Here is a 15,376-nt window from a genome sequence, read left to right as displayed (position 1 = left end):
GAATGGATGCTGGAATACCGCAATGGCTTTCTTCAACTCCTTCACTGCCATTTCGACCGCCATCCTCGCCGGGGGGATCGTCCTCTCCGCCTCGGCCGGACAGTCGAACGCCGATGAGACACTTACCCGCACAGAGTTGTGCGGCAAACTTCAGCTACAGACTCAACACGCACTCACCGAACATGCCGAGGCCAAACGGGCGGCCAAGGCGAAAGCACTTCAAAAGCAGGCGGCTAGTTTCTGCGCGAGCAACAAGCAGGCGCAGGGAATTAGAGATTACGCCCAGGCGTTGAAGCTGCTTGGGGTGCGGCCGGTCGATGATTGACCGCATCCACGAAGCCCGCTTCAAAAGGAAACTGATGCCATGAAAAAGTCCCTCTACACCGCTCTCGGTCTCGCTGTCGCCCTCGCCGTCTCGGCTCCCGTCCTCAGCTCTGGCGCTTATGCAGCCGCCGCAGCCAGCACAACCGCCTCGACCTCCACGCAGAAGGTCATGCCAAAGCATCATGTGAAGAAGGTTCACAAGACCACCACGAAGAAGGTACCTGCCAAGCCGGCTGCAACGACCGTTCAGTAAGAACGCTTGCAAATTTGAGAACATACCGGCCGCGGCAGCCCGCGGCCGGTATTTTTGCGTGCCGCTGGTGCCGGTTACCACGTTGGCAAGATTCGTTGTGCAAAGATCGATTGCCGTCGTAGCATCGGGCAGGTGATTCTCCTGCCAAGCATGGACTGAAGCATCCAGGGGCTGGCGAACCATCATAACGAAACCGGTTCATGGAGATTCCAAGATGGGTGCAGAAGGTCTTCTTATCTTTCTTCTGGTGGGCTTGATTGCTGGCTGGCTCGCGAGCCAGCTTGTCCGGGGCGGCGGCTTCGGCCTCGTTGGCGACCTCGTCGTCGGCGTGATCGGCGCCTTTATTGCCGGCTACCTGTTTCCCGCGCTCAACATTTCCCTTGGCGGCGGCATTCTCGGCGCCATAATCGCAGCCGCCATCGGCGCAATCATTCTTCTCGTCATATTGCGCGCTTTCAAACGCGCCTGACCGAAGCGATCAAAAGAAAAGGCCCCCGACGCTGCCGTTCGGGGGCCTTTTCTTTTACAAGTGCCGGTCAGTCAGGCCCGGCCGAATTCAGGCTGGGCGTCCGGCGTTTTCTCGGATTCGACGGCCACGTCCTTGCGCGAGATGAACGTATAGAACATCGGCACGACGAAGAGCGTGAAGATCGTTCCGACGATGATGCCGGAGAAGATCACGAGACCGATCGAGTAACGCGCCGCGGCACCAGCGCCTGTTGCCGTGATCAGCGGAATAACACCAAGCGCCATCGCCGCCGTCGTCATCAGAATGGGACGAAGTCGTGTCTTCGCCGCAAGGATGATGGCGTCATGACGCGATATGCCGTGCAGTTCGCGCTGCTGGTTGGCGAACTCGACCATGAGAATGCCGTGCTTGGTTATGAGCCCGACAAGCGTGATCAGCCCGACCTGCGTATAGATGTTGAGCGTTCCGAGCCCGAGATTGAGCGGGACGATCGCGCCGAAAATCGACAACGGCACTGACATCATGATGATGAACGGGTCGCGGAAGCTTTCGAACTGCGCCGCAAGGACGAGGTAGATAACCACCACGGCGAGAACAAACGCGATCAGGATCGTGCTGCCCTGCTCGATTTCAAGTCGTGATTGACCCGAATAGTCCATGAAGAACCCATCCGGCATCAACGGGCGAGCCGTATCGATGATCGTCTGCAATCCCTGGCCTGTCGTGACGCCAGGCATTGGCAGCGCGGAAATCGTCGCCGAATTCAGCTGGTTGAACTGTTCGATCGCCGCCGGTGACGCATTCTCGGTGATCTTGATCACCGCGGACAACGGCACCATTTCGCCCGACGCGCTCTTGACGAAGTACTGGCCGAGGCTTTCCGGATTGGCCCGGTAATCCTGCGGCACTTGAGGAATAATGTCATAGCTGTTGGAATCGCGGTCAAACTTCGAGATCTTGCCGCCACCGACGAGCAGGCCGAGCGTCTGGCCAATATCGCTGACGGGTACGCCAAGGGCCGAAGCACGGTCGCGATCGATCGTGACTGTCACCTGCGGCGCATTGAACGACAGCGAGTTCTGGACGATGATGAACTGACCCGATGCCTGTGCCTGCTTCTTGATCTCCTCGGCCACCTCGTAGACCTTGTCGGCCGGTCCGGTAGACTGAATGACGACCGAGATCGGCAGACCACCGCCCGTACCGGGCAATGTCGGCGGCGCGAAGATGAAGGCTTCGGCACCTGCAATCGGGCTGATCATCCCCTGCAGTTCCTGCTGAAGCTGCTTTTGCGACTTTTCGCGCTGGGTCCAGTCCTTGAACACCCAGATAGCGAAGGCCGAATTCGTCGTGCCTAGACCGAGGATGTTGAACCGGGCCTTGAGTTCCGGCAGGTCCTTGGTCAGCGCGTCGATCTGATCCGCATAGAGCTTAGTGTAGTCCGAAGTCGCATATTGTGGTGCGTTGACGATCGCAAACAGGGCGCCCGAATCCTCTTCGGGAGCAAGCTCCGATGAGGTCTTGGTAAAGAGGAAGCCTGTCAGCGAGACCAGTGCGATGACGATGAACAGCGTCAGGAAGCGGAAATTCAGCGACCCGGCCACGCGGCGTTCATAGGCGCGCTCTAGCCAACCGAAAGTATTATCGACAATCCGCTGGAAACGGCTGTGATTGCCCGGCTTCAACAGAAGCGCGCACATCATCGGCGAAACGGTCAAGGCTGCAACACCAGAGATGATAACGGCACCGGCGAGCGTGAAAGCGAACTCGCGGAAAAGCGCACCCGTCAAACCGCCGGTAAAGCCGAGCGGCGCAAACACCGCGGCGAGCGTGATGGTCATCGCCACGATCGGACCCGTGATCTCCTTCATGCCCTTCAGTGCGGCATCGACCGGCCGCAGCCCCTCCTCGATGTGGCGGTGGATATTCTCCAGCACCACGATCGCGTCGTCGACGACGAGGCCGATCGCGAGAACCATTGCGAGCAGTGAAAGAAGGTTGATCGAATAGCCTAGGATGAACAGGAAGAAACACACGCCGACAAGCGAGATCGGAATGGTGACGACCGGGATGATGACCGACCTAAACGAGCCGAGGAACAGAAGGATCACCAGGACGACGATAAGAACCGCCTCGCCGATGGTCTTGAACACCTCGTGGATGGAGGAACTGATCTGTTCCGTCGCGTCATAAAGCAGGACGATCGACATCCCATCAGGCAGGGTTGCCTGGATCGATGGCAGTTCGGCGCGGACCGCTGCTGTCATATCGATCGGATTTGCGGCGGGCGTCGGGAAGACGCCAAGGAAGGTGCCGCTGGACCCGTTGAAGGTCACAATCGTATCCTTGTTGACGGCACCAAGCTCGATGCGCGCCACATCCCTGAGGCGCACAATATTGTCGCCGTCGGATTTGATCGGCATTGCGCCGAAGGCTTCCGGCGTCTGCAACGTCGTCTTCAACGTGATCGGTGAGGCCGTATAGAGGTTTTCGACCTTGCCCGGCGCCGACAGGAAGTTCGACTGGTTGATCGCCGTCAGCACTTCCGATGCCGTCGTCTTGCGAGCCGCGAGCTTGATCGGGTCGATCCAGACGCGCATAGAGAACACCTGGCCGCCGAGGATCTGCGCATCGGCCACGCCCTGAATCGTCGACATGCGCGGCTGGATAACGCGCTCCAGATATTCGGTAATCTGCTCGCTGGTCATGTTCGGATTCTGTACCGCGAGGTACATCGTCGCGAAGTCCTGGCCAGTGCCCTTGGTGATGACCGGGTCGTCAGCCTCGGCCGGCAGATCGCCGCGCACCTGGTTTACCTTCGAGATAACTTCGGTGAGCGCAGCATCCGGATCGGCGCCCAGTTTCATCTGTACGGTAACCGTACTCGATGACGGACCCGACGAGGACGTTACGTAGTCGATGTTTTCCGTCGTGGTCACGGCCTTGGCGATCGGCGCCGAAATGAAGCCCTGCATAAGGTCGGCACTGGCACCCGCATAGGCGGTTTTGATCGTGATAACCGTTTCCTCGACCTTCGGATATTCGCGAACCGAAAGGTTCACGAGCCCCTGCGCGCCGAGCAGAATGATCATCAGAGCAACGACCGTCGAAAGGACCGGACGGCGAATGAAGATTTCTGAGAAGTTCATTTTGTGGGCAGCCCTGCGTCTTTGGTGTTGGCGGGATTGACATCGTTGGCAATCTTGACGGCAGCACCGGGGTTCAGGCGGTTCTGGCCGGCGGTGACGACGATGTCGCCGGGCTTAAGACCCTTGGTGATCTCGACATTCAGGCCGGATCGGCGTCCGGGCGTCACGAATACCTGAGCGACAACAAGCTTCGGCTCTTCCTTTGCCTTTTCGTCGGCTGGCTTTGCCGTCTCGGCGGATGCGGCGCCGGGCTGCTGCTGTTCGGTCGGCTTCTTTTCCTCGGGCTTCTGTTCGGCCGGACGGACAACGAACACGTAGTCGCCGTAAAGACTGGAAACGAGCGCCGTCTGCGGCAAGGTCAGAACATCGTCTTCCTTCGGCAGTCCGACGCGGACCTGTGCGAACTGGCCGGGGCGCAGCTTGCCTTCGGAGTTATCGACCTTGGCGCGAACCGAAACAAGACGCGTCGCGGGATCGATGCGCGGCTCAATGGCCGTGATTTCACCCTTGATGTTGATGTCACCATCGGTCAGGCCGAGCCGGATTGGCTGGCCGACCTTGAGCTGGCTCAAGGTCTGCTCGGGAACGGTGAAATCGACGCGCATCGTCGAAAGGTCCTGCAAGCTCACGACTACAGTGCCAGGTGCGAGATACTGACCAAGCTCGATGCGCGGAATACCGACTGTGCCGGTGAACGGCGCCTTGATGAGCTTCTGATCCATGACGGCCTGCAGCTTGGCGATCTCGGCCTTTTTCGCGAGCGATGCCGCCTGGGCCTCGTCGACGTTGGACACGGCACCAACACCACGTGTGTTCAGCGTGCGGGCGCGCTCGAGCGTCTGGTCCATAAGCACATTCTGTGCCTGTGCAGCAACGATATCGGCCTTTTCGATCGCGTCATCGAGCTGGAGCAGCGGGGCGCCCTTCTGGATGACCTGATTCGCCGTGAACGGGATATCCTTGACGATGCCGGCAACCTCGACGGAGAGTTCGACGCCCTGGATAGCGCTCACCGTGCCGATTGCCTCGATTTCCGGCGTCCACGATGTCGGCTCGACCGTGTAGGTCGAAACCGGCGCAGCCGGCTGCTGCATCGTCGCAAAGAAATCCTTGATTGCCTTGTCACGGAACAGATTGAATCCGACCAGCCCGACGCCCAGCAATACGACCAGGACGAGGATGATAACGGGAAGTAGGAACCGCTTGATCATGAGGAGACTGCTCCGAAACAAAACAATGGCCAGCAAATATGTCTGCCAGCCTTTCTTACGGGGATTGATTTACGCGGACTTGATTACCGCGGGCGAAGTACTGTACCGTCTGGACGGTAATGTCAATATTGTTTTGGCAACAACCCTACGACGAAAGTTTCAGAATGGTGGCGGACATCCCAACGACAAGAGACAAGATCCTGCAGGCGGCAGCGGAGATCACCAAGGAGGTGGGACCGGTGAATCTTTCACTCGATGCTGTGGCCAAACGAGCGGGACTTTCGAAGGGTGGACTGCTTTATACATTTCCAACCAAGGCCAAATTGCTCGAAGGTCTGGTAGAGCAGCACGTCTCGGAATTTGACCAATCACTTCGCCGTGAAGAGGCTTCCCGCAACTTCGGCCCGAACAGCGTCGTCCTTGCCGTCATCGCTGTCTACCGTGCCGAATTTGTCTGCAACGAGCCCGAGCCTTCGGGTATTCTTGCGGCTATCGCCAACGATCCGGGCTTTCTCGAGCCGATCCGCCGCTACAACAAGCAATTGCTGCAACGCATGCGTGAAAACGCAGCTGACCCAATGCTGGCGATGATGGTTTTCCTGACCATCGAGGGTCTGCGCAGCCTCAAGCTTTTCGAGATGAACGTTCTCGATCGGGCTGAACAGATCGCCGCGATCGACCGCCTGAAAAATCTCTTCGAACCTGCCGACCCCGCGCCGGTGGAAACGCCGGCCGTCGCCTGATCTCGACTATGGGTAAGCGGGGAGATCCCCCTTCGCCCATTCGGCCTGCGTCTCTTCACAGAACGGGACATATGTTCCAGTCTCTATCGCGCCGCGTATACCTTGCATGAGTTGCTGGTAATAGGCGAGATTGTTCCATGTCAGCAGCATGCCGCCAAGCGCCTCACCAGATTTGACGAGGTGATGAAGATAGGCTCGGCTGTAGTCACGTGCCGCAGGACAGGATGATTCTTCGTCGAGCGGCCGCGGATCGTCCGCATGCCGGGCATTGCGCAGATTGACCTTGCCGCGACGGGTAAAGGCGAGACCGTGCCGGCCTGCCCGCGTCGGCATCACGCAATCGAACATATCAATGCCGCGCGCCACCGACTTCAGGATATCGTCAGGCGTGCCGACGCCCATCAGATAGCGCGGCTTTTCCGCCGGCAGTTCCGGGCAGGTAATGTCGAGCATGTCGAGCATGACCTCTTGCGGCTCGCCGACGGCAAGCCCGCCCACGGCATAGCCCTTGAGGTCCATGGCCTTGAGGGCCTGCGCCGAACGAACACGCAGATCCGCCACATCACCGCCCTGCACGATCCCGAACATGGCTTTTCCTGGCTGGTTGCCGAATGCGGTCTTGCATCGCTCGGCCCAGCGCAGTGACAGTTCCATGGCCCGCTCGATGTCCTTCGGCGTCGAAGGCAACGCAACGCATTCATCGAGTTGCATCTGGATATCGGAATCGAGCAGACCCTGAATTTCGATCGAGCGCTCCGGGCTCATCTCGTGGGCGCTGCCATCGATATGCGAGCGGAAGGTGACGCCGTTTTCGGTGAGCTTGCGCAACTGCGCCAGCGACATCACCTGAAACCCGCCGGAATCCGTCAGGATCGGTCCCGGCCATCTGGCGAACTCGTGCAGCCCGCCGAGCCGCGCAACGCGTTCGGCGGTCGGGCGCAGCATCAGGTGATAGGTGTTGCCAAGAATGATGTCGGCGCCAAGCTCGCGCACCTGGTCCATATACATTGCCTTGACGGTGCCGCCGGTACCCACCGGCATGAATGCAGGGGTGCGGATCGTGCCCCGCGGCATGGTGATCGCGCCGCGTCGCGCCTTGCCATCGCTGGCAATCAGTTTGAATTCAAAATTGGTGCTGGTCATTCTGATCGCCATAACAGGCTTGCATCGCCATAGGAATAGAAGCGGTAGTGATTTCCGATGGCATATTCATAGGCTGCCCGCATGCGATCCATGCCGCTGAACGCCGAAACGAGCATGAACAGCGTCGAGCGCGGCAGGTGAAAATTGGTCATGAGCATGTCGACGGCCCGGAACCTGTAGCCTGGCGTAATGAATATGTCGGTCGCTCCTGACCATGCGCGAACGATCCCGTCTTCGCCCGTTGCGCTTTCGAGAAGCCGCAGCGACGTCGTACCGACGCTGACGATCCGCCCTCCGCGCGCCCTGACCGCATTGAGCGCATCGGCAGTGGCCTGGTCGACATGGCCGATTTCGGCATGCATCTTGTGTTCGGCGGTATCGTCGGCCTTTACGGGAAGAAACGTCCCTGCCCCGACATGCAGCGTCACGAAATGTTCCTCGATGCCGCGTTGCTTCAAATCGTCAAGGAGACCGGGTGTAAAATGCAGACCGGCCGTCGGGGCGGCAACAGCGCCTTCCTCGCGGGCATAGACGGTCTGGTAATCGTCGCGGTCGCGGCTGTCGTCCGCCCGCTTCGAGGCGATATAGGGCGGCAGCGGGATATGGCCGACAGCGGCGATGGCCTGGTCCAAATCCGCTCCGCTGAAATCGAACACGAGCAGGGCTTCGCCCGCCTCGCCCTTCTCGGCCACCGTTGCCTGCAGCGAGCCGAGCAGGCACGCATTATTGCCATGGCCGAAATCGATCCGCTCACCTTCCTTGATACGCTTTGCCGGGCGCAAAAACGCCTTCCAGCGGTCGGGGCCGGTGCGCATATGCAAGGTTGCACCGACCTGCGCGCGCGCCCCCTCACGCTCGCGAAAGCCTTCAAGTTGAGCCGGTATCACCTTGGTATCATTGAAAACGAGCGCATCGCCTTCACGCAGATAATTGCCAAGATTAAGCACCGTATCGTCGCCAAGATCCGAGCCATCCGCCTTTACAAGCAAAAGCCGCGCTGAATCGCGCGGCTCTGCTGGTCTCAATGCGATGTTCTCTTCCGGCAGATCGAAATCGAAAAGATCAACACGCATGATGCTACGAAACGATCTTACTCAACGTCCGCAGCAACGCGCATCGAAACGATCGAATCCGGGTCCTGCACGGGTTCGCCGCGCTTGATCTTGTCGACATTGTCCATGCCTTCGATGACCTGGCCCCAAACCGTGTACTGACGGTTCAGGAAGCCGGCATCGTCAAAGCAGATAAAGAACTGCGAGTTGGCGGAATTCGGGTTTTGCGCACGCGCCATCGAGCATGCGCCGCGACCGTGGTTGGCGTTGGAAAATTCAGCCTTGAGATCCGGCTTGTCCGAACCGCCCATGCCGGCGCGCGAAGGATTGAACGAAGCGCCACCCTTCTTGCCGAACTTGACGTCACCGGTCTGCGCCATGAAGCCGTCGATCACGCGGTGGAAGACGACGCCGTCATAAGCGCCTTCGCGCGCGAGTTCCTTGATGCGGTTGACGTGTTCCGGCGCGAGGTCCGGGTAGAGCTCGATGACGACATTGCCTTTGGTCGTTTCGAGCAGGATCGTGTTTTCGGGATCTTTATAAGCCATTTTCGCCAATCTCCTGTGATATGAATTATTTGCCGGCGCCGACGGTAACTTTGATCATCCTGTCGGGATTCTCTACGGCGCCATTGTTTGCTTCCGAGCCCTTCTTGATCTTGTCGACATATTCCATGCCGCTCGTGACCTTGCCGACGACTGTATACTGCCCGTTCAGCGAGGGGTAATCGGTGAACATGATGAAGAACTGCGAATTTGCAGAGTTGGGGTTCTGGGACCGCGCCATACCGACGACGCCGCGCACGAAAGGTTCCTTGGAGAACTCTGCGGGAAGGTCGGGCCGCGTCGAGCCACCGGTGCCGGCGGCCTGCGCATTGAAGCCCTTTTCGGCATTGCCGTACTGAACGTCGCCGGTCTGGGCCATGAATCCTGGAATGACGCGGTGGAATACGACATTGTCATAGGCGCCTTCCTTGGCCAGCGCCTTGATCTGCTCGACATGCTTCGGTGCGAGCTTGGGCAACAGCTCGACCTTGACGTCGCCATCCTTGAGCTTGATCGTCATCGTATTGGCGTCATCGGCAAAGCTGGGGTTCAGCGTCGCAAACGTAAGTGATGAAACTGCAGCCGCGATGAGGGCTCTACGAGTAAAGGTCATGAAAAATCTCTCCGGGATCAGTGACTTGGTCAGGGTTTGAATTTGGTCGCAAGCGCATCAGCGACAAGCGCGGGAACGAAGTGCCGGACGTCGCCGCCCATCGCTGCAATCTGGCGAACCAATGTGGCGGTAATGGTGCGCACCGCCGGGTCTGCCGGAAGAAACACGGTCTGCAATTCAGGCGCCATCTTGCCGTTCATGCCCGCCATCTGCATTTCGTAATCGAGGTCGGTGCCATCGCGCAATCCGCGAACGAGCAGCGATGCGCCTAATTTGCGTGCCGCGTCGATCACCAGACCGTCAAACGAAATGACTTCGATCCGCTCGCCGTCCTTGCCGAACACCTCGACCGAGACACGCTTGACGAGGTCCATCCGCTCGTCGAACGAAAACAGAGGTGCCTTCCCCGGATGAACACCGATCGCGACATAGACCTTGTCCGCAAGCCGCAGCGAGCCCTGCAGGACATCCATGTGGCCATTGGTGATCGGATCGAAGGATCCGGCATAGATCGCGATTGTCATGACCGGTTCCTATCGGTTTTGCTTGGAGCTTTCAATGGCTCGCACGATCCAGATGAACGATAGATGAACACATAAATCAGCAAGCATTCATCCGCGTTCAACTATGCGTGAGACGCTCGCATGAAACCATTTCGAAGTCAGCACGTTACTATCCATAAGTTGGCCAGGAGCAAAGGGACAGATTGATGTTTATTCTTCTCAGCATTGCCATGATGGTTGCAATGGCCGTTTCGGCGATTGTCATGATCGTGGAAGAAAGCAAAAAGCGGGAAGCTCCTGTCAGAACCACCCGCTTTGGTGTTTATCATCATCGCCGGGACATTTAAGTCGTGACCTGCCTGAGCCTTAGTTAGGCTCGGCGCCGTCCGGGGCCTCCGGTACTGAGACATTGCCTTCCGCAGCCGCTTCAGTCTCGACTTCGTCGGTCTCCGTCTCGGAAATCCGCTCGACCGACACCACCTTCTCACCATCCGCTGTATTGAATATCGTGACGCCCTTTGTCGAGCGTCCGGCAATGCGGATACCGTTGACCGGCACGCGGATGAGCTGGCCGCCATCGGAAACGAGCAAGATCTGATCCGAAGACTCCACCGGGAACAACGAGACCAGCTTGCCGATTTCGTCAGTCTTGGACGTGTCGGTGGCGCGGATGCCCTTGCCGCCGCGACCCGAAACACGGAATTCATAGGACGACGATCGTTTGCCGTAGCCAAATTCACTCACGGTGAGAACGGTTTGCTCGCGTTCGCGCAGTTCGGCGTAGCGCTCGGGCGCGAGGTCGGCAATGTCTGTCGCCTCTTCGCCGACGAGATTGATCTCCTCGACATCATCGGCGCCCTGCGCACGGCGTTCCGCCGCTGCCTGCTTGAGATAGGCCGAGCGTTCTGCCGGGCTCGCATCGACATGGCCGAGGATCGACATGGAGATGATCTTGTCGCCATTGGCCAGATTCATGCCGCGCACGCCGATGGAGTTGCGGCCGGCGAAAACCCGCACGTCCGTAACCGGGAAGCGAATACACTGACCACCGGCGGCAGTGAGCAGCACGTCGTCGAACTCGTCGCATGTATCGACGCTGAGGATTTCATCACCCTCTTCGTCGAGCTTCATTGCGATCTTGCCGTTGCGGTTGACCTGGATGAAATCCGACAGCTTGTTGCGGCGAACCGTGCCGCGTGTGGTTGCGAACATCACATCGAGGTTGGCCCAGCTGGATTCGTCTTCCGGCAGCGGCATGATCGTCGTTATGCGCTCACCCTGTTCAAGCGGCAGCATGTTGATCAGGGCCTTGCCGCGCGATTGCGGCGTGCCGATCGGCAAGCGCCAGACCTTTTCCTTGTAGACGATGCCGCGCGACGAGAAGAACAGGACCGGCGTGTGCGTGTTGGCCACGAACAGGCGCGTAACCGAATCCTCATCCTTCATGGTGACGCCCGAGCGCCCCTTGCCGCCGCGGCGCTGCGCGCGATAGGTCGCAAGCGGCACACGCTTGATATAGCCGGCATGGCTGACAGTGACGACCATGTCTTCACGGGCGATGAGATCCTCATCGTCCATGTCGGCGCCACCTTCGGTAAGTTCGGTGCGTCGAGGGGTACCGAATTCGTCGCGGATCGCGGCGAGCTCGTCTTTAACAATGCCCATGATCCGCAGACGCGAGGCCAGGATCTCGAGATAATCCTTGATTTCGACGCCGATCTTGTTGAGTTCGTCAGCGATTTCGTCACGACCGAGCGCCGTCAGGCGCTGCAGGCGCAGATCGAGAATGGCACGCGCCTGCTCTTCAGAGAGGTTGTAGGTGTTGTCGTCATTAAGCTTGTGGCGTGGATCGGCAATGAGCAGGATCAGCGGCGCGACGTCGCTTGCAGGCCAGCGGCGCTCCATCAACTGGTCACGGGCCGTGGCCGGGTCCGGAGCGCGGCGGATCAGCGCTATGATCTCATCTATGTTCGCGACGGCAATCGCAAGACCCACCAAGACGTGCGCCCGGTCACGCGCCTTGCGCAGCAGATACTTGGTACGGCGGCTGACGACTTCCTCGCGGAAGCTGACGAATGCGCGCAGAATATCGAGCAGGTTGAGCAGGCCGGGCTTGCCGCCATTGAGCGCCACCATATTGGCGCCAAACGAGGTCTGCAGCGGCGTGAAGCGATAAAGCTGGTTGAGGATGACATCCGCCACCGCATCGCGTTTCAATTCGACAACGACACGGTAGCCGTCGCGGTCGGATTCGTCGCGAATGTCGGAAATGCCCTCGATGCGCTTTTCGCGCACCAGATCGGCCATCTTCTCGATCATTGCGGCCTTGTTCACCTGATAGGGAACCTCGGTGATGATGATCGCCTCGCGGTCACCGCGCATGCTTTCGATGGCAACCCTGCCGCGCATCAGGATCGAGCCGCGGCCAGTGCTGTAAGCCGAATAAATGCCGGAACGGCCAAGGACAAGGCCGCCGGTCGGGAAATCCGGACCTGGAATAATTTCCATCAGTTCCGGCAATTCGATCGCCGGATTGTCGATAAGCGCTATACAGCCGTTGATTACCTCGGAAAGGTTGTGCGGCGGCACGTTCGTCGCCATGCCGACGGCGATACCGCCGGAACCATTGACCAGAAGATTGGGGAAGCGCGCCGGCAGTACCGTCGGCTCCTGCTCGCGGCCGTCATAATTGTCCTGGAAATCGACCGTCTCCTTGTCGATGTCCTCGAGTAGCGATTCCGTGACCTTTTCGAGGCGGCATTCGGTGTATCGCATAGCCGCCGGTGAATCGCCGTCGATCGAGCCGAAATTGCCCTGGCCGTCGACGAGCGGGTCGCGCAGCGACCAATCCTGCGCCATGCGGACGAGTGCGTCATAGATCGAGGCGTCACCGTGCGGATGGAACTTACCCATCACCTCACCGACGACACCGGCCGACTTGCGGTACGACCTGTTCCAGGACAGGCCCATCTCGTTCATCGCGTGGAGGATACGCCTGTGCACCGGCTTCAGACCATCGCGAACATCTGGCAAGGCGCGGCTGACGATCACGCTCATGGCGTAATCGAGATAGGAACGCTGCATTTCCTCGATGATGGAAATCGGCTCGATACCGGAACTGGGCCCGGATTTATCGTCTTCAGGTCCGGATGGTGGAGTTAGGTCAGACACGAGGCACTCATCTTTCGTATGGAATCAATCTTTGATCTTATAGCGGCTTTCATTGCGAAAAGCCAACAAACGGGGTCAGAATTCACAGCAGAAAACCATTTGATATCAAATGGATAGAAGAGATTTTCTCATGCGGTGAAATTGTTGGGCGTGAAATTGCATGTTTCTCGACGTTGGATATCGAATCCGGTAGGTTGGCTGGGCTCTTAACCGAGAAGAAAAGCAAAATCGTGGCGTTCTACGACACCATTCTCAATGCCCTCGTCACCCTGATGGTGACCATCGATCCTCCGGGGCTGGCGCCGCTGTTTCTGGCGCTGACGCGCGGCATGAACCGCAGTGAGCGCAGCCAGGTCGGATTGAGAGCAAGCATCATTGCCTTCGGTATCCTCACCATATTCGCCGTCGCCGGCGCGCAGATACTCGCGCTGTTCGGCATCACGCTTGGCGCCTTCCGTGTGGCCGGTGGTCTGCTGCTGTTCTGGATCGCCTTCGAAATGATCTTCGAGCGGCGCACCGAGCGCAAGGAAAAGAGCGCCGAGGTTGCCATCACCAAGGATCACATCCGCAATGTTGCCGCCTTCCCGCTGGCGATCCCGCTCATTGCCGGTCCCGGCGCCATCTCGGCGACCATCCTGCTTGCCGGCACGCTTTCCGAACCAACGTCGCGCGTTGCCCTCATCGGCATTATTCTGGTCTGTATTGCCGCCTGTTACGTGGTCTTTCTGCTCGCCGAGCGGGTCGACCGCTTCCTTGGCGAAACCGGCCGCTCGATCCTGACCCGCCTGCTCGGCGTCATCCTGGCCGCCCTCGCGGTCCAGTTCGTGGCCGATGGGATACGGACGCTCGTCCAAGGCTGACCTTGGCTCAAGCTACGCTGACTTGTCTTCCCCCGCGGCATCGCGCTGGGTGATCAGCCTGGCGCTGCGCACGCCGCTCACCGATATCCACAGCCAGCTCAGCGCCACGGCCAGGCGATTGCGCACACCGATCAGGTAGTAGATGTGGGCGAGGCCCCATAGCCACCAGGCGAGATAGCCCTTGAGCTTGAACCAGCCGAAATCGGTCACCGCGGCGCGCTTGCCGATGGTCGCGAGATCGCCGGCGTGATGGTAGACGAAGGGCTTCGGCACATTGTCGCCCGCAAGCCTCGCCTTGATTGTCTTTGCTATGTGCTTGCCTTGTTGCTTGGCGGCAGGTGCGATGCCCGGCACCGTGCCCTTGTCGCCATTCGCCACGGTTGCGGTATCGCCGATCACGAAAATCTCAGCGTGGCCCGGCACGGTTAGATCTGGATTGACGACGACCCGTCCGGCGCGATCGGCCGGAACGCCCAGCCATTTGGCAGCGGGCGATGCCTGCACGCCCGCCGCCCAGATAATCGTGCGGGCACGCAGTGTCTGGCCGGCGAATTCGACCCCGTCTGCATGGCACGCGGTGACCGGATTGCCGAGATGGACGGTTACGCCGAGCTTTTCCAGCGCCATCTTGGCATAGGCGGACATGTCTTCCTTGAAGGCGCCAAGCACGCGGCTCCCGCCTTCAATCAGCACGACCCGCGCGCTGGCGGGGTCGATCTCCCTGAAATCACCCTTCAGCGTGTCGCGGGCAAGGTCAGCAATCGTCCCGGCAATTTCGACGCCGGTCGGTCCGCCGCCGATGATGACGAACGTCAAATATTGTGCCCGTTTTTGCGGATCAGGCTCGCGCTCGGCCATCTCGAAAGCCGTGAGAATGCGCCGCCGGATCGTGGTGGCGTCCTCCAGCGTCTTCAGGCCGGGCGCGAATGGCTCCCAGTCGTCATGGCCGAAATAGGCATGGCGGGCGCCGGTAGCGAGCACGAGCGTGTCATAGGGAATAACGTCGCCATCCGCCGTAATCACCGTCTTGGCGGCCGTATCCACGGCTTCCACGGTGCCAAGCAGCGTCAAGACATTCTTGTAGCGCCGCAACAGATGCCGGATCGGCCAGGCGATCTCGGATGTTGCGAGGGTCGACGTTGCCACCTGATAGAGCAAGGGCTGGAAAAGATGGTGGTTGCGCTGGTCTACGACAGTGATAGCAACTTCGACACCGCGAAGATTGTAGACGGTCTCGAGCCCGCCAAAACCACCGCCGACAACGACGATACGGTGCTGCACTGGAGTCTGATCTTCCGTCATCGTTGGCTCCGCTGGACAAACCGCATGCCTGTCTAGCA

Annotated in this window: 15 protein-coding genes; 6 read left to right on the top strand and 9 right to left on the bottom strand. The window is 59.3% G+C overall.

What is annotated here, in order from left to right:
- Positions 1-22 precede the first annotated feature (22 nt).
- From BLR72_RS06280 to BLR72_RS06270, 3 genes are all read left to right on the top strand, one after another.
- The gene (locus BLR72_RS06280; protein ID WP_051615372.1) at positions 23-325 is read left to right on the top strand and encodes a hypothetical protein; all 303 of its coding nucleotides are present in this window, start codon (positions 23-25) and stop codon (positions 323-325) included.
- A 39-nt stretch (positions 326-364) separates the two neighbouring features.
- Complete coding sequence (locus tag BLR72_RS06275) at positions 365-577, top strand: hypothetical protein (RefSeq protein ID WP_027233234.1); 213 nt, start codon at positions 365-367, stop codon at positions 575-577.
- A gap of 214 nt (positions 578-791) precedes the next feature.
- A complete protein-coding gene (locus BLR72_RS06270) occupies positions 792-1,046 on the top strand; it encodes a GlsB/YeaQ/YmgE family stress response membrane protein (protein ID WP_027233233.1) in 255 nt (84 codons plus the stop codon).
- 71 nt (positions 1,047-1,117) lie between these two features.
- Here the strand turns inward: BLR72_RS06270 and BLR72_RS06265 are convergent, their stop codons facing one another.
- Both BLR72_RS06265 and BLR72_RS06260 read right to left on the bottom strand, forming a co-directional pair.
- Entirely contained in the window at positions 1,118-4,195 is a 3,078-nt protein-coding gene (locus BLR72_RS06265) for an efflux RND transporter permease subunit (protein ID WP_027233232.1), read from the bottom strand.
- Positions 4,192-5,406 (bottom strand): efflux RND transporter periplasmic adaptor subunit, encoded by a 1,215-nt coding sequence (locus BLR72_RS06260; protein WP_091946129.1) that lies wholly within the window; start codon positions 5,404-5,406, stop codon positions 4,192-4,194. The genes BLR72_RS06265 and BLR72_RS06260 overlap by 4 nt, the downstream gene beginning before the upstream one ends.
- Positions 5,407-5,570: 164 nt before the next feature.
- Between BLR72_RS06260 and BLR72_RS06255 the strand changes: the two genes are divergently transcribed.
- Positions 5,571-6,149: a TetR/AcrR family transcriptional regulator gene (locus tag BLR72_RS06255; RefSeq protein WP_027233230.1), complete on the top strand. Its 579-nt coding sequence runs from the start codon at positions 5,571-5,573 to the stop codon at positions 6,147-6,149.
- A gap of 6 nt (positions 6,150-6,155) precedes the next feature.
- Here the strand turns inward: BLR72_RS06255 and tgt are convergent, their stop codons facing one another.
- From tgt to coaD, 5 genes are read right to left on the bottom strand one after another with little or no spacing between them, the layout of a single operon-like run.
- On the bottom strand, positions 6,156-7,292 hold the full coding sequence (gene tgt / locus BLR72_RS06250; protein ID WP_027233229.1) for a tRNA guanosine(34) transglycosylase Tgt: 1,137 nt from the start codon (positions 7,290-7,292) through the stop codon (positions 6,156-6,158).
- Positions 7,289-8,365, bottom strand: coding sequence for a tRNA preQ1(34) S-adenosylmethionine ribosyltransferase-isomerase QueA (queA, locus tag BLR72_RS06245; protein ID WP_091946126.1), 1,077 nt, complete (start codon positions 8,363-8,365; stop codon positions 7,289-7,291). The genes tgt and queA overlap by 4 nt, the downstream gene beginning before the upstream one ends.
- A gap of 17 nt (positions 8,366-8,382) precedes the next feature.
- Complete coding sequence (locus BLR72_RS06240; protein ID WP_091922911.1) at positions 8,383-8,892, bottom strand: peptidylprolyl isomerase; 510 nt, start codon at positions 8,890-8,892, stop codon at positions 8,383-8,385.
- A 25-nt stretch (positions 8,893-8,917) separates the two neighbouring features.
- Positions 8,918-9,502 carry a peptidylprolyl isomerase gene (locus tag BLR72_RS06235; protein WP_091946123.1) on the bottom strand — a complete coding sequence of 195 codons (585 nt, stop codon included), beginning with the start codon at positions 9,500-9,502 and terminating at the stop codon, positions 8,918-8,920.
- 29 nt (positions 9,503-9,531) lie between these two features.
- Positions 9,532-10,026, bottom strand: coding sequence for a pantetheine-phosphate adenylyltransferase (coaD, locus tag BLR72_RS06230; RefSeq protein ID WP_091946121.1), 495 nt, complete (start codon positions 10,024-10,026; stop codon positions 9,532-9,534).
- A gap of 185 nt (positions 10,027-10,211) precedes the next feature.
- Here coaD and BLR72_RS22390 point away from each other — a divergent pair, with 185 nt between their 5' ends.
- Positions 10,212-10,352, top strand: coding sequence for a hypothetical protein (locus tag BLR72_RS22390; protein WP_175492279.1), 141 nt, complete (start codon positions 10,212-10,214; stop codon positions 10,350-10,352).
- A 19-nt stretch (positions 10,353-10,371) separates the two neighbouring features.
- Here the strand turns inward: BLR72_RS22390 and gyrA are convergent, their stop codons facing one another.
- A complete protein-coding gene (gene gyrA / locus BLR72_RS06225; RefSeq protein ID WP_091946118.1) occupies positions 10,372-13,176 on the bottom strand; it encodes a DNA gyrase subunit A in 2,805 nt (934 codons plus the stop codon).
- A 230-nt stretch (positions 13,177-13,406) separates the two neighbouring features.
- Between gyrA and BLR72_RS06220 the strand changes: the two genes are divergently transcribed.
- Positions 13,407-14,036, top strand: coding sequence for a MarC family protein (locus BLR72_RS06220; protein ID WP_027233224.1), 630 nt, complete (start codon positions 13,407-13,409; stop codon positions 14,034-14,036).
- A 12-nt stretch (positions 14,037-14,048) separates the two neighbouring features.
- Here BLR72_RS06220 and BLR72_RS06215 read toward each other — a convergent pair whose 3' ends face one another.
- Positions 14,049-15,338, bottom strand: a complete 1,290-nt coding sequence (locus BLR72_RS06215; protein ID WP_091946115.1) for an NAD(P)/FAD-dependent oxidoreductase — start codon at positions 15,336-15,338, stop codon at positions 14,049-14,051.
- Between the last annotated feature and the right edge of the window lie 38 nt (positions 15,339-15,376).

Origin of the sequence: Phyllobacterium sp. YR620, assembly GCF_900104165.1 — a bacterium.
Classification (GTDB): domain Bacteria; phylum Pseudomonadota; class Alphaproteobacteria; order Rhizobiales; family Rhizobiaceae; genus Phyllobacterium; species Phyllobacterium pellucidum.
The sequence above is the reverse complement of the archived record's forward strand: the minus strand, read 5'-3'. Positions and strand labels throughout refer to the sequence as shown.

Coding starts and splice junctions, on each gene's coding strand:
- BLR72_RS06280 (WP_051615372.1), top strand. CDS start 23: ATGGCTTTCTTCAACTCCTTCACTGCCATTTCGACCGCCATCCTCGCC.
- BLR72_RS06275 (WP_027233234.1), top strand. CDS start 365: ATGAAAAAGTCCCTCTACACCGCTCTCGGTCTCGCTGTCGCCCTCGCC.
- BLR72_RS06270 (WP_027233233.1), top strand. CDS start 792: ATGGGTGCAGAAGGTCTTCTTATCTTTCTTCTGGTGGGCTTGATTGCT.
- BLR72_RS06265 (WP_027233232.1), bottom strand. CDS start 4,195: ATGAACTTCTCAGAAATCTTCATTCGCCGTCCGGTCCTTTCGACGGTC.
- BLR72_RS06260 (WP_091946129.1), bottom strand. CDS start 5,406: ATGATCAAGCGGTTCCTACTTCCCGTTATCATCCTCGTCCTGGTCGTA.
- BLR72_RS06255 (WP_027233230.1), top strand. CDS start 5,571: ATGGTGGCGGACATCCCAACGACAAGAGACAAGATCCTGCAGGCGGCA.
- tgt (WP_027233229.1), bottom strand. CDS start 7,292: ATGACCAGCACCAATTTTGAATTCAAACTGATTGCCAGCGATGGCAAG.
- queA (WP_091946126.1), bottom strand. CDS start 8,365: ATGCGTGTTGATCTTTTCGATTTCGATCTGCCGGAAGAGAACATCGCA.
- BLR72_RS06240 (WP_091922911.1), bottom strand. CDS start 8,892: ATGGCTTATAAAGATCCCGAAAACACGATCCTGCTCGAAACGACCAAA.
- BLR72_RS06235 (WP_091946123.1), bottom strand. CDS start 9,502: ATGACCTTTACTCGTAGAGCCCTCATCGCGGCTGCAGTTTCATCACTT.
- coaD (WP_091946121.1), bottom strand. CDS start 10,026: ATGACAATCGCGATCTATGCCGGATCCTTCGATCCGATCACCAATGGC.
- BLR72_RS22390 (WP_175492279.1), top strand. CDS start 10,212: ATGTTTATTCTTCTCAGCATTGCCATGATGGTTGCAATGGCCGTTTCG.
- BLR72_RS06215 (WP_091946115.1), bottom strand. CDS start 15,338: ATGACGGAAGATCAGACTCCAGTGCAGCACCGTATCGTCGTTGTCGGC.